Below are 14,695 nucleotides of genomic sequence, written 5' to 3'. Positions count from 1 at the left end.
TATATTTGGAACCGTTTTGCTATCTGCCAATTCAAGCTTGGCAGATAGCTGGTCTTTCAAATTTATTAATACTTAAAAAGACCAATTAAATTGTTATGTGCAGTTTCGGGTTATTTAAAAAATATCTATTCGCCACCAATTACTGATCACACCTTAAATTCTGCACCTTTAATAGTGACGTTCACCGCAGAGAAGTTTTCCAGCTGCTCCAAAATGCCAATATCACCCACCTGTTTGAAATGGCAGTTAGTAAGATGCAAATTTTGAATGGGCGAGCGTTTGTAACCACGCACCTGGAACACATGTTTGGCGTTCTCGCAGTGCAAATCGCGGATGTCGATATTGCGCACGGTGGGTGTGAATTTACCGGCATCACCTTCTTCATAATCGAAGTCGATAACAATTGCGGTAGTAACTTCACCGATGGTGATGTCGCGGATAAAAAAGTTTTCGATTACGCCGCCGCGCACGGAATTGGTTTTAATGCGAATGCCGCGATCCAGATTCGGGCTGCTCATTTCACAGTGCTCGACAAATACATTGCGCACACCGCCAGAAATTTCACTGCCAATCACCACACCGCCGTGACCTTCACGCATTTTGCAGTGGCTGATCACAATATTTTCGGTGGGCGTGTTCAAGCGACGGCCATCGGCATTGCGGCCGGATTTAATGGCGATGCAATCATCACCGGTATCAAACAAGCAGTTTTTGATCACGACATTTTTGCAGGATTCCGGGTCGCAGCCGTCCGAGTTGGGGCCGTGACTAATGCAATTCACGCCATCCACTGTGACGTTTTCACAGAGCACCGGGTTGAGTAACCAGAAGGGCGCATTGGTGATGGTTACACCTTCAATCAATACATTTTTACAGGCGTAGGGTTGGATAAAAGGCGGGCGCAAATAAGCACCATCGGCATACATGCGCTCGGCAACGGGCACGCCGTTTTCCATGTCCTGCATCAACTTATCGCGTGCAGCATCCTGGGTGGGAACTCCGGGCATGCTCCAGTCGGTACCGCCTTTCCAGGCGCCACCTTTCCAGGGCCACCAAGTAGTGCGGTTAGCTTGGCCATCCAGCACACCCTTGCCGGTAATCGCAATATTGGTTTGGCCATAGGCATAAATGAGCGGCGAATACCCCATTAACTCCATGCCTTCCCAGCGGGTAAATACCGCAGGTAAATAGGCGCTGGGGTCAGTGATAAACAGAATGCGCGCGCCTTCGGCCACATGCAGGTTAATGTTGGATAACAGGTGAATCGGGCCGCTCAGGTAATCACCCCCGGCAACAACAACTTTGCCGCCGCCAGCGTCATGGCAGGCTTTGATAGCGGCTGCAAAGGCCTGGGTATTGTTGTGTTTGCCATCGGCTTTGGCGCCAAAGTCGCGCACATCAAAGCTGCGCTCGGGAAATACCGGGGCAACAACCTGCGCGCGAATGGCTTCGGCCTTGCGCCAGGCATCGATGGAGAAAGCGGCAGGCGCAGTTTGGCGACTGCAAGCCGATAGGCTGGTTAATGTTGCCGACCCGGCGAGGCCCGCAAGGGTCAAGCCAAGAAAGGTGCGACGAGTAGGCTGTTGAAGGCAATAGTCAGTCACTGGTGGTTGCTCTCGTGTTGTCTGCCACTGCTGTAGCTTTTTATAGGTCGTCACCAGCATCTATATAAGCCTGCGCTGCAGGGCATCTATTTATAAGCTGGCGATGGAACGCGCTCTTCTGTTCGGTGTTGTTAGCCGCCAAGGGCAAAGAAGATACACATCCTCATATCGAGTGAAAAACATTCTGTATGTCAGGTTGAATAAAAGCAACCCGCACCCCTTAAAAATTCCCCAAAAAGCATAATTTGAGTATTTTTTTCCCACATTACGTAATGTATACGTTTACATTTAATCCGCAATTGATTTGTAAACGTATACACATAACAATCGATAAAAATAATTTAAAAAATAATCTTAATTCAGAAAAGAATACTTATCCTAATTTATAAAATAATTCAAAATATTCATCACTTATAATTTGACCCCATTTTGTGTAACAGGCTAAAAGCTCCCCGCAGCCACAATGAGAACGGTTACATAGGGGGTTTTCAGGGTTTTGGGGCTGTTGCCGATGCATTTTTTGAGGGGTAGATTAGATCCCGGTATTGACCGAATACCATTGCCGATTTTGAGGCGCCGCAAGGCGCCTTTTTTTTCGGGCCAGATTTTTCATCGGGCACGAATCAGCCTTTTATAGGAAAGGGATGGTTTTGCCGGGTGCAAGCCGCCGAAGTTTTACAAGCGAACTACACTTCTTATACCGCTCAATCATCAAGAGAGAAATCAGCGTGAATAGCATTATTGTGTTGCATGACAGTGATAACGTCGGAATCTGCAAGGTAGCGCTGCCCGCTGGTGTGTTGTTTGTAGAAAAGGATGTCACCCTGCGCAGCGACATCCCCGCCATGCACAAGGTAGCCATCCGCGCTATCAGCAAGGGCGAACCCATTCTTAAATACGGCCAGACCATTGGGTTTGCCAGCCAGGACATAGCGGCAGGCGAGCATGTGCATGTGCACAACTGCGCCATGGGCGACTGGGAAAAAGATTATGGCTTCAGCAAAGAAGCCAAAACCACCGAATTTGTGCCTGTCGATCAACGCGCTACCTTTGAGGGTTACAAACGCATTAACGGCAAAGTCGGCACCCGCAATTACGTGGGCATACTCACCACCGTCAACTGCTCGGCGACCGTGGCCAAAGCCATCGCCCAACATTTCACCTTCTCCGGTGAGCTCAATAATTTCCCCAATATCGATGGCGTAGTCGCCATGACCCACGACAGCGGCTGCGGTATGCGCTCGGACGGTGAAGGCTACGAAACCCTGCGTCGCACGTTTAATGGCTACGCGCGCCACCCCAATTTTGGCGGGGTGATGATGGTTGGCTTGGGCTGCGAAACCATGCAGATCCAGCGCGTGATGGAAGAGTGCGGCCTGGCCGACTCCAAAACCTTTACCGCATTTACCATTCAGGATGTCGGCGGCACTCGCCTGGCGATTGAAAAGGGCATAGAAACCCTGCGTGCCATGTTGCCGCTGGTGAATGAATGCCAGCGCGAAACCGTACCGGCCAGCGAATTGGTGATTGGCTTGCAGTGCGGCGGCTCCGACGCACTCTCCGGCGTAACAGCCAACCCGGCGCTGGGCATTGCCGGCGATATTCTGGTGCGCCACGGCGGCACAGTGATTTTGTCCGAGACCCCGGAAATTTTTGGCGCCGAACATTTATTGACGCGTCGCGCGCAATCGCCCGCCATCGCGCAAAAATTATTGGATCGCATTGAGTGGTGGAAAGACTACACCGCACGCAATGACTTTGAATTAAACAACAACCCATCACCCGGCAATAAAGCGGGTGGCCTCACCACTATTATTGAAAAATCCCTCGGCGCCCAAGCCAAAAGTGGCTCCACCAATTTGACTGATGTATTCCTCTACGGCGAAGACATTACCACCAAAGGTTTTGTGTTTATGGACAGCCCGGGTTACGACCCGGTGTCGGCCACCGGCCAGGTTGCCTCGGGCGCACAAATTTTGTGTTTCACCACCGGGCGCGGTTCGGCTTTTGGTTGTAAACCCGCACCCAGCATCAAACTTGCGACCAACAGCAAAATCTATGAACACATGAATGAAGACATGGATTTGAACTGTGGCAAGGTGGTGGATGGCGAACTCACCCTGGAGCAATCCGGTCAGGAAATTTTTGAAGAAATTTTAGCGGTTGCCTCTGGCAAAAAAACCAAAAGTGAATTGCTCGGCTACGGCGATAACGAATTTATCCCGTGGAAAATTGGCGCTGTGGTTTAAATCCCCTCTCCCCTTTTCAAAGAAGGGGAGCAAAAACAAAAAAACAATAACCGGAAACATCCGGCCGCTAGACCATTAGAAAGCAAATGACGGCGCCTTCTCAGGCTTTAATAACAGACAGGCTCGCACGGCGCCTCGGCGTCGGGTGCGGCACTGCCAAACATTTGCCATCACCAACGAGACGACAACCATGAAAATAGCCATCACCAAAGAGCGACGTGCGCATGAGCGACGTGTTGCCGCCACACCTGATACCGTTAAAAAATTTATCGCTCTGGGTTTTAGCGTCAGTGTTGAAAAAGATGCCGGCATTAATAGTCGCATCAGCAATGAGTCTTATATCGAGGCAGGTGCAACCATTAGCGATAACCTCGCTGAATTGCTTGGCAGTGCAGACATAGTATTAAAAGTGCAGCGCCCTTTGCTTGGGGATGAAAAGCTAGCAGGTGAGGGTGCAATCAATGAGCTCGCGCTAATCAAACGCGGCGCGTTATTAATCGCCATGCTTTCCCCCTATTCCGATCCCGCTGCCATTCAGCAATATGCCGATGCTGGCATCACCGCACTCACACTCGAATTTGTGCCGCGTATTACCCGCGCGCAATCCATGGATGTGCTGAGTTCACAATCCAACCTCGCCGGTTATCGCGCGGTTTTGGAAGCGATTAATGTGTACGACCGCGCCATGCCAATGATGATGACCGCCGCAGGAACTATAGCTCCTGCGCGCGTCATGGTGCTCGGCGCCGGTGTGGCTGGCTTGCAAGCCATCGCCACCGCCAAACGCTTGGGTGCGATCGTGTCGGCCACCGACGTGCGCGCCGCCTCCAAAGAGCAGGTGGAAAGTCTGGGCGGAAAATTTGTGATGGTGGACAGCGATGAAGTGAAAAACGCTGAAACCGCCGGTGGTTACGCCAAAGAAATGAGCGACGACTACAAACGTCGCCAGGCCGAACTCGTTGCTGAAACCTTAAAGAAACAAGATATCGCCATTTGCACCGCGTTAATTCCTGGCCGCAAAGCCCCCACCTTGATTAACGATGAGATGGTGCACTCCATGCGCCCCGGCTCGGTGATTGTCGACCTGGCAGCAGAGCAAGGCGGCAATTGCACACTCACCAAACCCGGTGAAGTGATTGAGGTAAACGGCGTGACCATTATCGGCTTATTTAATATTCCCAGCCGTTTATCCGCCGATGCCAGCGCGCTGTACGCCAAAAATATTTTGAATTTTGTAACACCCATGATTGATGCTGACAAACAGTTCAATGTGAATTGGCAGGACGAAATTATCGCGGCGACCGTGCTCACACGCGATAACAAAATTGTTCACCCCAACTTCAAACCAGCTAGCGCTGCTTAACGGGAGATCATCATGGAAGCCAATTTTGTTTCGCAACTTTCTATTTTTGTTTTGGCCATTTTTGTGGGTTACTACGTGGTGTGGAGCGTAACGCCCGCGCTGCATACACCACTGATGGCGGTAACTAACGCTATTTCCAGTGTGATTATTGTGGGCGCATTAATTGCTGTCGGCCCGGAAGGCATGAGCCTATCCAAGGTGCTTGGCTTTTGCGCCATGGTGCTCGCCGCCATTAATATTTTTGGTGGTTTTACTGTTACCCATCGCATGCTTGCCATGTATAAAAAGAAAAATAAAGTAGGGGAGAAATAATCATGGGCAATGTGAATGAAAGTTTAACGTCGCTCGCTTATTTGGTTGCCGCCGTTTTATTCATTATGGCGCTGCGCGGTTTGTCATCACCGGAAACCTCGCGCAAGGGCAATTTCTTTGGCATGTTGGGCATGCTGATCGCCGTAGTCACCACGGTTTTAAGCCCGGCAGTAACCTCCTACGGTTGGATTGTAATTGCGCTCGCCATAGGCGCCGTGATTGGGATTTTTATTGCGCGCAATATCGCCATGACTGCCATGCCACAATTGGTCGCCGCCTTTCACAGCCTGGTGGGCATGGCCGCCGTATTGGTGGCGGGTGCCGCATTTAGCAACCCCGAAGCCTTTGGCATTGTGAACGCAACCGGTGAGATTTTTATCGCCAGCAAAATTGAAATGGGGCTGGGAGTGGTAATTGGTGCAATTACTTTTTCCGGTTCGGTGATTGCATTTACCAAGCTGCAAGGTTTGGTATCGGGCAAGCCGATTGTCTTTCGCGGCCAACATTTTATTAATGCCATTCTCGGCGCGGCGATACTCGCTTTGATCGGTTATTTCTGTGTCGATCAATCGCCTTGGGTATTCTGGGGCATGACCGCATTGGCGTTTGTGATTGGGGTATTGCTGATAATTCCTATTGGCGGCGCTGATATGCCGGTAGTGGTTTCGATGCTCAATTCTTATTCGGGTTGGGCCGCTGCCGGTATTGGTTTTACCCTGCACAACGATGCACTGATTGTAACTGGTGCACTAGTCGGCTCGTCAGGTGCCATCCTCTCCTATATCATGTGCAAAGGCATGAATCGCTCGTTTTTTAACGTGATTCTTGGCGGTTTTGGGGCGGACACCACTGCGGCTGCCGGTGGCGATGGTGGTGAAGAGCGCCCGGTAAAACGTGGCAGCGCGGAAGACGCGGCGTTTATTATGAAAAACGCTGGCTCGGTCATTATTGTGCCCGGTTACGGCATGGCGGTAGCACAGGCGCAACATGCGCTGCGTGAAATGTGTGAAGAGTTGAAAAAAGCCGGGGTAAAAATCAGCTACGCCATTCACCCTGTGGCTGGCCGCATGCCGGGACATATGAACGTATTGCTCGCAGAAGCTAACGTGCCTTACGACGAAGTATTTGAGTTGGACGATATCAATAATGAATTCCAAACCGCCGATGTCGCTTTTGTAATTGGCGCTAACGATGTCACCAACCCGGCCGCAAAAACCAATCCACAAAGCCCGATTTTTGGTATGCCGATATTGGAAGTGGAAAAAGCGCGCACCGTATTATTTGTGAAACGCTCCATGGCATCGGGTTACTCCGGTGTAGAAAACGAATTGTTCCACCGCGACAACACCATGATGTTATTTGGCGATGCCAAAAAAATGGTGGAGACAATCGTTAAGAATATTGTATGACCTCATGAGTAGTCCCTTGTTGAGTGCCCTTGGGCACTCTTTTTTCTACTCCTTTTTTTCAGTGTGGGCTGTTTACAGTGCGCACCTTGGCAAGCAGGTTGTTAAACGAATCGCTTATGAAAATTGAACATTTTGCCTTAAACGTAAAAGACCCAATCGCTATGGCGGCGTGGTATGTACAGCACATGGGTTTAACCATTGTGCGCAAACAGGATGGCGGTGCTAACACCCATTTTTTAGGCGATGAAAGCGGCGATGTCATGTTGGAGATTTACAACAACCCGCCCGATCAAGTACCCGACTACGCCAATATGAATCCACTACTAATACATTTGGCATTTGTGTGCGAAAACCCGGTAGAAAAACGTGCGGCATTGGAAGCGGTAGGCGCGAGTTTTGCGGAAGAAGTCCACATTAAAGATGGCTCGCATTTGGTGATGATGCGCGACCCCTGGGGCTTGGCAATTCAATTGTGCAAGCGCGGCAATAAAATGTTGCGCTGCCAGCAGTAAAAAAAACTAAAATTTTTATGTGTATTGCGCGGGAGAATCCCGCGCAATACTAACAAGGCCTATGCGCCAAGTTCTTTATCAAAAATAGCCTTATCAATAATTGCACCGCGATGGCGAATAATAATGCCCGCGCAGCGAATACCCTGCTTGGCGGAATCAGTCAGTGATTTGCCCATCAACCGGCCCGCTAAATAACCGGCATTAAAGGTATCCCCTGCACCCGTGGTATCAATCACGCCCTGCACCGGTGGAACAGGAACACGCAGCTCTTCATTTGGCGTAATGATAATTGCATCATCGGCGCCGCGCTTTAATACCAACTCGCTGAGTGCGTAAGCAGCGTAGCGCTGTTTGCAGCCTTCAACCGAATCATCCCCCCACAGCAGTTGTTCGTCATCCAGCGTCAACAGTGCGATATCGGTGTATTCCATGATCGCTAACATGGCTTGCTGTGCTTCGCTTTTATCGCGCCACAAACGCGGGCGATAGTTACTGTCGAACGCAACAATCACATCCTGCTGACGCAGCTTATGCAGACTGTTGTACAAAAATTCACGGGATTTTTCGCCGATAATCGCCAGTGTAATACCACTCAGGTAAACACAGTTGCAGTGCACCAGTTTTTGGCAGAGTTGATCTGCCGCTTCTTGCGAAGCAAATAATTCACGTGCCGGAGCCTCTTTGCGCCAGTAAAAGAATTCGCGCTCGCCATCGGGGGTATTGCGAATAATGTACAAACCAGGTGAACGACCGGGCAGTTGTTTAATCATGCCGGTGCCAATATTTTCGTTGGCCATGCGCTGCATAATTTGTGTGCTGTAGGGGTCTTCACCTAACTGCGTGACGTAATCAGTTTTTAACCCCAGGCGCGCCATGTACACCGAGGTGTTATAGGTATCGCCCGCAAACGATAAGGCCATGATTTCGCGGCCGTTGCTGTCAGCTGTCGGAAATGGAGCCAGCTCCACCATGACTTCGCCAATCGCTGCTATGTGTGCCATTTGAATAGTTCCAGTTGATAGTAGATGACTAAATAGGTAAGGCTTAAAAACGAATTGTATTTTGCTGCAAACAGAGTTTTTTTGTGGGCGCAAAATAAAAACAAAATATAACACTCTTGGCTTGCTAAAAATAGAATTTTGTCGCGCGTGAGCCGATATACTTTAACCAACTGAAGTGGTGTAAGGGCTATGGTTAATTGATTTAAATTTTTCGCTTGCGTGTAAAAAATAACACGCAGCCACAACGAATATTATTCCTATTTTTATTCTTGTTAGTCATTTATTTGAATGTATTTTTGGTATTTAACTCCTTTGGATTTTTATAATGAATCGTTTAAACAAACATGCAATCGCTGAACTCCCTAAAGATGTTGTGCTACCAAGCTACGACCGCACCCAACTCAACGCCGGCATAGTGCATTTGGGAATAGGTGCTTTTCATCGCGCCCATCAGGCATTTTATACTGAAGCGGTGTTAAATAAGTTTGGTGGTGATTGGGGGATCATTGGCAGCAGCTTGCGTTCCGCCAGTGTGCGCGATCAACTGGTGCCGCAGGATTGTTTGTATACGCTGGTAGAACGTTCCGGCGAAGGTGAAAAATTACAATTGATTGGCGCAGTGCTGGACACCTTGGTGGGCCCGGAAAACCCCGCCGCACTAGTGGCGCAAATGGCCGCGGACAATATTAAAATTGTATCGCTCACCATTACTGAAAAAGGTTACTGCCACGACCCAGCCACCGGCAATTTAAACCTGAATCACCCGGATATTATTCACGATTTGGCGCACCTGGATAAACCCGTCTCCGCGATCGGCTTTTTAGTCTCCGCACTCAAACAGCGTTTTGACAACAACCAAAAAGCATTCACGTTATTAAGCTGCGACAACCTGCCAAACAACGGCGAAGTATTGGAAAAGGTGGTGTGCCAGTTCGCAGAAAAAATTGCTCCCGAATTTGCCCAGTGGATAAAAACCAACGCCACCTTCCCCTGCACTATGATTGACCGCATTGTCCCCGCTACTACCGATGAAGATCGCCGCGAGATAGAAGCGCGCCTCGGCCTGCGCGACGAAGGTATGGTGGTGTGCGAACCCTTTTCACAATGGGTAGTGGAAGATAAATTTGCCGATGGCCGCCCTGAGTGGGAGAAAGTAGGCGTATTGCTGGTGGAAGATGTGCGCGTGTTTGAAAAAATCAAACTGCGTTTATTAAACGGCGCTCACTCCACCATGGCCTACACCGGTTATCTCTCCGGCTTTGATTACATCAGCGAAGTAATCGAACAACCGGCGCTTGTCAATTTGGTAAAAACTTACATGGCGCGCGAAGCGGGGGAAACCGTCACTGCTCCGGCGGGTTTTGACATTGAAGCTTACAAACAACAACTGCGCGAGCGCTTCTCTAACAAAGCGCTTAAACATCGCACCTGGCAAATTGCGATGGATGGCTCACAAAAATTGCCGCAGCGTTTATTGGAAACCCTGCGCGAACAATTGCAGGGCAATGGGCACATCGATATTTTGTGTTTGGGTGTCGCCGCCTGGATTCGCTATGTATCGGGTGTGGATGAAAAAGGCAACGCGATTGAAGTGTCTGACCCACTGGCCAAAGAATTGCGCGCTGCTTGCGATGCCAACCAAGGCAATCCTGCCGGCATGGTGCACGCCGTTGTCAGTATCGAAAAAGTATTTGGTCGCGATTTAATTAACGAAGCACGTTTTGTAACGACTACTACGCAATGGCTGGAACGTTTTTACGCCAAAGGTGTGTTGGCCTCCATTCAAGAAACCTTTGCCTGATTGTAGGGGCGCAATTTATTGCGCCCAATAAACCGATCCAAATTAAACAGGGCGCAATAAATTGCGCCCCTACCGTGGTATCGCGCTATGATTTTTTATCGCCCCGCTATTATTCCTGCACTTATTTTTTTAGTGCTGCTGATTGCCGGCTGCGCCAATCAGCCCTTATCGCCGTACGATGCTGTTGTCAGCCGTATCAATTCTACGACAGAAAACCATTTCACTAGCATCGCCGCCGCCCTTGAAGCCGCACCTAATAATGCAACCAAGCCTTATCGTATTTTTATTCACGCCGGTGAGTATTACGAAAAAATTATTATCGCCAAGCCCAATATCCACTTAATTGGCGCCAGCAAAAATAACACCCGCTTGTATTACGATGCCTACGCTGGCCAACAAGCCACCTTTGCGGGTGCCACCAAGGGTCAAATCTGGGGCACCTCCGGCTCAGCGACACTCACTGTGCGCACCACCGGAGTATTACTGCAGCAACTAACGGTGGAAAATTCGTTCGATTTTTTGCGCAACGATGCACTGGAGCCTGGCGCGACCGAACGTGTGGGTAATACGCAGGCAGTTGCCTTATTCCTGGATATAGGTAGTGACCAATTTATTGCACGCGAGGTAAATCTACTTGGCTACCAGGACACCCTGTATGTCAACAGTGGCCGCAGCTGGTTTGATAAAAGCCTGATTGCCGGCAATGTGGATTACATTTTTGGCAGGGGCAACGCAGTGTTTACCGACTCTGAAATTAAAACCCTGCCCCGTGCTAGCGCCAGCACCCCGCACGGTTATGTCACCGCGCCATCTACCAGTATTAATAATTTTTACGGGCTGACATTTATCAACTGCAAACTCACTCGCGCTGATTCAGTCGCGGATAATTCAGTGCCCCTGGGGCGCCCCTGGCACCCCACCACCCAGTTTGCCGACGGCCGCTACGCCGATCCCAACGCGATTGGAAAAGCCGTATTTATTAATAGCTGGATGGATGCGCACATCACCACTGATGGCTGGTATTCAATGAGTGGCACCGCCAAAGACGGCAGCAAAATACATTTTCTACCCGAGGGCTCCCGCTTTTTTGAATTTAATAGCAGCGGCCCCGGTGCAGTAATTAATAGCAAACGCCGTCAACTCAGTAATGCAGAAGCCAAAGAATATACGCTCGAAAAAATACTGGGGGATTGGCAACCCTAACGACTATTTTATTCATCGCGTAGCACCTCAGCAGGACGCAAATGGCCAATGCTCAGCGAGTGAAGTGTGACAGTAAACCACACCACTAGTAATGAAATGACCAGTGCGCTAGCGCAGAATATTGGCAGCCACAACAGCAATGAAAAATGTTGATAGAAACTCTCCAACCAGGTGCTTACCGCATAAATTGCCATCGGCCAGGCAATAACATTAGCAAGTATGGCAATCAGGGAAAAATCGCGGTTTAACAAACGAATAATTTGCCACTGTTTGGCTCCGTGTAATTTACGCAGCGCAATTTCGCGCGCTCGTTTTTGCGTATTGAGTGCGGTGATGCCATAAATGCCCAACAGCCCGATAATTAAAGCAACCAGCGCAAAACCCGACATAAATAATTGCAGCCGCTGTTCATTGCGATAGCGGTCAGCAAGGGAGTTGGAAAACAACCAGTGATGCGGTGGTGTGCCAGCGGCATTACTCCAAAGGGTTTTAATATTTTCGATTTCCTGCACGCTCGGCTCATGGTCAAAACTCACAGCAAATGCCATACCACCCAAACCGATAGTATTCAGTGTCATATATATACAATCCATGGGCGATTTTCTGTGATCTCCTATATGAAGATTCTCAACCACACCAATTATTTTTGACGAAGGTGCATGGGGCATTCCCGGTTGTTTAAACACTTGAATGGTTTGGCCCAGAGCCTCTTGTGGCGATGCAAACCCCAGTGCAGTCACTGTCGAGCGGCATAAGATGGTGTCGAATGAAGGGCCACTCTGATCCCTTGAAAATGGTTTATTCAAACTTGTAGCAATGCTTTCTTTGGTTCCCGCGATTAACGCAATGCCATAAGCATCAAAATAATCGGCGTCAGCTACCCAATCATAAATAGCCCTATGCTCATGCGGCTCGTCGTTCACCATGGAACTGATATCCATGGTGTGTTCACTGCGACCAGGAATATCTCCCATAGGTGATGCTGCCGCAATAAAACCGGGCATTTTAGTTAATTCTTGTTTCAACGTTTCGCGCTGAATTTTGCCGAGACCGCTGTTGCTCTGGGCAATAAACATCACAATTCCCTGTGTTTTGTAGCCCGGCTGGTATTCATTGATTAGCGTGAGTTGACGGTGAATAGCAGCAAGCACAATTACCAATGACACTAGCGCTATAAATTGAACCAGTAACAACACTTTGCGCGTAATAATGGATACCGGGGTTTCGGTTGAACGATTCGCGCGCAGAATAATGGCTGGATTCATTCGGGAAAAATAAATGGCGGGATAACAGGCAATTAAAAACGATACCAGTAGTACTATGGCGGCACAGATGAGCGCTAATACAGGGCTTACAAAAATGCCATCCACCAAGGGGAACTGCAGCAATCCCGCTAAGTGAGGTAAAAACAATTCGCATAAAATGAGTGCCAACAAAAAAGCGGCAGTGACATACACTAAATTTTCCAGCCAGTACTGCGCTACTAATTGCACAATACCGGCGCCCTGCATACGCCTCAGGGCAACTTCTTTTTGCCGCGCCACATACCCCGCTAACCCAAGGCTAATAAAATTTCCTATAGCAACAATTAAAATGACTAACCCCAACAGCGATAGAATAACTACCCGCGTGCGATTTCCCTCACTCGCGCTGTCGTTCATATGACGCTCGGTAATTGGCATAAGGGAATAGTCAACGCGGCTATATTTATTTTCTTGTTTATCGATGGATAAACTGGCTTCACCGGCCTTATTCAGCAGGGTTTCTATATGGCTCGCTTCGAGGCTTTTTTTCGCCTTTACATAGGTCTCCCGCATAAAAGCTCCCTGCTCAGACGGAATTGGCGGATTTTGCAAGCGGGGAAAAAAGATGGATGGCTTAATATGGCTGCGGGAATTATTTATATCTACCACCGCAATAATGCGCACCTGTTGCAGCGCAGGTTGTTCGCCTGATTGTTGTTGCGCTATTGTTGGCGGCAACCGAAATTCCAGGATTTGTCCTATTGGGCTTTCTTTACCAAAGATCTGCTTGGCAAGAGTTTGGCTAATAAACGCAACGTCAGGACGCTCAGCAAAAGTACTCAGGTCTCCGGCCAATATCTCTGGTTGAAAAATAGCGAGAAAGTCAGGATCAACTTGCGTGATGGGCATTGGTTTTGGGAGCGATAAGGGTTCATTGGCATTAACCAAACTAACTTCAGTGCCGCTGCTTTCTATTTTTGTCATCCAAAGCTGGTCATTCAGGCTGGCGCGCAATTGTGGATAATGAATTTCGCTAATTGAATCCCATACTTCTTTCCGATTGCCAATTCGGGATTCACTGCGCACTAAATAAATCTGATCGGCATCCTGCCAAAATGAATCCCAGGTGAGTTCACTGTAGTTGACAATAATCACCGTCAGCACTGCTGCCAACCCCAAACCCAGCCCAATAATTTTTATCGCACTGTTTATTTTGTTATTCACCAAATTACGCAGTGCAATAATCAAATAATGTTTAAACATAACGCGCCCCTATTATTAAGGTTATCAAGCAGCAGCCAATTGGGTTTGCGCAACAATTTTTCCGTCAAATAAATTAATACGGCGCTGGGCGTAACTGGCGTGTTCGTTGGAGTGGGTGACTATCACCACGGTCGCGCCTTCCTGATTTAAGGTCTTGAGCAAGCGCATCACTTCCTGGCCGTGTACCGAATCCAGATTTCCCGTGGGTTCATCGGCAAGAATGAGGTTGGGGTTTGCAACCAATGCGCGGGCGACAGCAACACGCTGCTGCTGGCCACCGGAGAGTTGGCTGGGCATGTGTTGCGCGCGGTGGGCAATTTCCATTTTTTCGATAACCGCTTGCACACGTGCGCGGCGCTCGGCAGCGGGGATTTTGTGATAGAGCAGCGCCAACTCGATATTCTCAAACACACTGAGTTCATCGATCAAATTAAAACTCTGGAAAATAAAACCTATATTGCGTTTACGCAATTCACTTAATTTCGACTCGGAATGACGGGCGATATTGTCGCCATTAAAAAAATAATCGCCCTGATCCGGGTTGTCCAACATGCCCAGAATATTAAGCAGGGTCGATTTTCCACAGCCCGATGGCCCCATAATGGCAACAAATTCGCCTTGTTTAATCTCCAGGCTAATATTACTCAGCGCCTTGGTTTCTATGGCTTCGGTGCGAAATATTTTGTCGATATTATTAAGGCGTATCATATCCTTCTCCTTGCTATTTATATGTC

The 14,695-nt window shown here is 48.9% G+C and carries 11 protein-coding genes; 7 read left to right on the top strand and 4 right to left on the bottom strand.

Features of this window, described 5'->3' with window-relative positions; translation table 11 throughout:
• Nucleotides 1-146: 146 nt before the first annotated feature.
• Nucleotides 147-1,664 (bottom strand): glycoside hydrolase family 28 protein, encoded by a 1,518-nt coding sequence (locus tag D0B88_RS04795; RefSeq protein ID WP_151055544.1) that lies wholly within the window; start codon nt 1,662-1,664, stop codon nt 147-149.
• A gap of 668 nt (nt 1,665-2,332) precedes the next feature.
• On the opposite strand from D0B88_RS04795, the gene D0B88_RS04790 reads away from it, so the two are divergent.
• From D0B88_RS04790 to D0B88_RS04770, 5 genes are all read left to right on the top strand, one after another.
• Entirely contained in the window at nt 2,333-3,853 is a 1,521-nt protein-coding gene (locus D0B88_RS04790) for a UxaA family hydrolase (protein ID WP_007638720.1), read from the top strand.
• 190 nt (nt 3,854-4,043) lie between these two features.
• Nucleotides 4,044-5,216, top strand: a complete 1,173-nt coding sequence (locus tag D0B88_RS04785) for a Re/Si-specific NAD(P)(+) transhydrogenase subunit alpha (RefSeq protein ID WP_151055542.1) — start codon at nt 4,044-4,046, stop codon at nt 5,214-5,216.
• 12 nt (nt 5,217-5,228) lie between these two features.
• A complete protein-coding gene (locus D0B88_RS04780) occupies nt 5,229-5,528 on the top strand; it encodes a proton-translocating transhydrogenase family protein (RefSeq protein ID WP_007638723.1) in 300 nt (99 codons plus the stop codon).
• Between the two features lie 2 nt (nt 5,529-5,530).
• Nucleotides 5,531-6,937, top strand: a complete 1,407-nt coding sequence (locus D0B88_RS04775) for an NAD(P)(+) transhydrogenase (Re/Si-specific) subunit beta (RefSeq protein WP_151055540.1) — start codon at nt 5,531-5,533, stop codon at nt 6,935-6,937.
• A gap of 116 nt (nt 6,938-7,053) precedes the next feature.
• On the top strand, nt 7,054-7,449 hold the full coding sequence (locus D0B88_RS04770) for a VOC family protein (RefSeq protein ID WP_151055538.1): 396 nt from the start codon (nt 7,054-7,056) through the stop codon (nt 7,447-7,449).
• A 59-nt stretch (nt 7,450-7,508) separates the two neighbouring features.
• Here D0B88_RS04770 and D0B88_RS04765 read toward each other — a convergent pair whose 3' ends face one another.
• Nucleotides 7,509-8,450, bottom strand: coding sequence for a sugar kinase (locus D0B88_RS04765; protein WP_151055536.1), 942 nt, complete (start codon nt 8,448-8,450; stop codon nt 7,509-7,511).
• Nucleotides 8,451-8,775: 325 nt separating this feature from the next.
• On the opposite strand from D0B88_RS04765, the gene D0B88_RS04760 reads away from it, so the two are divergent.
• Together D0B88_RS04760 and D0B88_RS04755 are read left to right on the top strand one after the other, a co-directional pair.
• Complete coding sequence (locus tag D0B88_RS04760; RefSeq protein WP_151055534.1) at nt 8,776-10,251, top strand: mannitol dehydrogenase family protein; 1,476 nt, start codon at nt 8,776-8,778, stop codon at nt 10,249-10,251.
• 87 nt (nt 10,252-10,338) lie between these two features.
• Nucleotides 10,339-11,454: a pectinesterase family protein gene (locus D0B88_RS04755; protein WP_151055532.1), complete on the top strand. Its 1,116-nt coding sequence runs from the start codon at nt 10,339-10,341 to the stop codon at nt 11,452-11,454.
• Between the two features lie 8 nt (nt 11,455-11,462).
• Here the strand turns inward: D0B88_RS04755 and D0B88_RS04750 are convergent, their stop codons facing one another.
• On the bottom strand, nt 11,463-13,961 hold the full coding sequence (locus D0B88_RS04750) for an ABC transporter permease (protein ID WP_151055530.1): 2,499 nt from the start codon (nt 13,959-13,961) through the stop codon (nt 11,463-11,465).
• Between the two features lie 24 nt (nt 13,962-13,985).
• Nucleotides 13,986-14,669 (bottom strand): ABC transporter ATP-binding protein, encoded by a 684-nt coding sequence (locus D0B88_RS04745; RefSeq protein ID WP_151055528.1) that lies wholly within the window; start codon nt 14,667-14,669, stop codon nt 13,986-13,988.
• Nucleotides 14,670-14,695 lie beyond the last annotated feature (26 nt).

The sequence above is a fragment of the Cellvibrio sp. KY-YJ-3 genome (assembly GCF_008806955.1).
Lineage (GTDB): Bacteria > Pseudomonadota > Gammaproteobacteria > Pseudomonadales > Cellvibrionaceae > Cellvibrio.
Note: the sequence above shows the minus strand (reverse complement) of the source record. Positions and strands in the feature narration are given on the sequence as shown.

Excerpts from the sequence above, each read along its gene's own strand:
- D0B88_RS04785 (WP_151055542.1), top strand. The coding sequence starts at position 4,044 with ATGAAAATAGCCATCACCAAAGAGCGACGTGCGCATGAGCGACGTGTT.
- D0B88_RS04755 (WP_151055532.1), top strand. The coding sequence starts at position 10,339 with ATGATTTTTTATCGCCCCGCTATTATTCCTGCACTTATTTTTTTAGTG.
- D0B88_RS04750 (WP_151055530.1), bottom strand. The coding sequence starts at position 13,961 with ATGTTTAAACATTATTTGATTATTGCACTGCGTAATTTGGTGAATAAC.
- D0B88_RS04745 (WP_151055528.1), bottom strand. The coding sequence starts at position 14,669 with ATGATACGCCTTAATAATATCGACAAAATATTTCGCACCGAAGCCATA.
- D0B88_RS04770 (WP_151055538.1), top strand. The coding sequence starts at position 7,054 with ATGAAAATTGAACATTTTGCCTTAAACGTAAAAGACCCAATCGCTATG.
- D0B88_RS04795 (WP_151055544.1), bottom strand. The coding sequence starts at position 1,664 with ATGCTGGTGACGACCTATAAAAAGCTACAGCAGTGGCAGACAACACGA.
- D0B88_RS04780 (WP_007638723.1), top strand. The coding sequence starts at position 5,229 with ATGGAAGCCAATTTTGTTTCGCAACTTTCTATTTTTGTTTTGGCCATT.
- D0B88_RS04765 (WP_151055536.1), bottom strand. The coding sequence starts at position 8,450 with ATGGCACACATAGCAGCGATTGGCGAAGTCATGGTGGAGCTGGCTCCA.
- D0B88_RS04760 (WP_151055534.1), top strand. The coding sequence starts at position 8,776 with ATGAATCGTTTAAACAAACATGCAATCGCTGAACTCCCTAAAGATGTT.
- D0B88_RS04775 (WP_151055540.1), top strand. The coding sequence starts at position 5,531 with ATGGGCAATGTGAATGAAAGTTTAACGTCGCTCGCTTATTTGGTTGCC.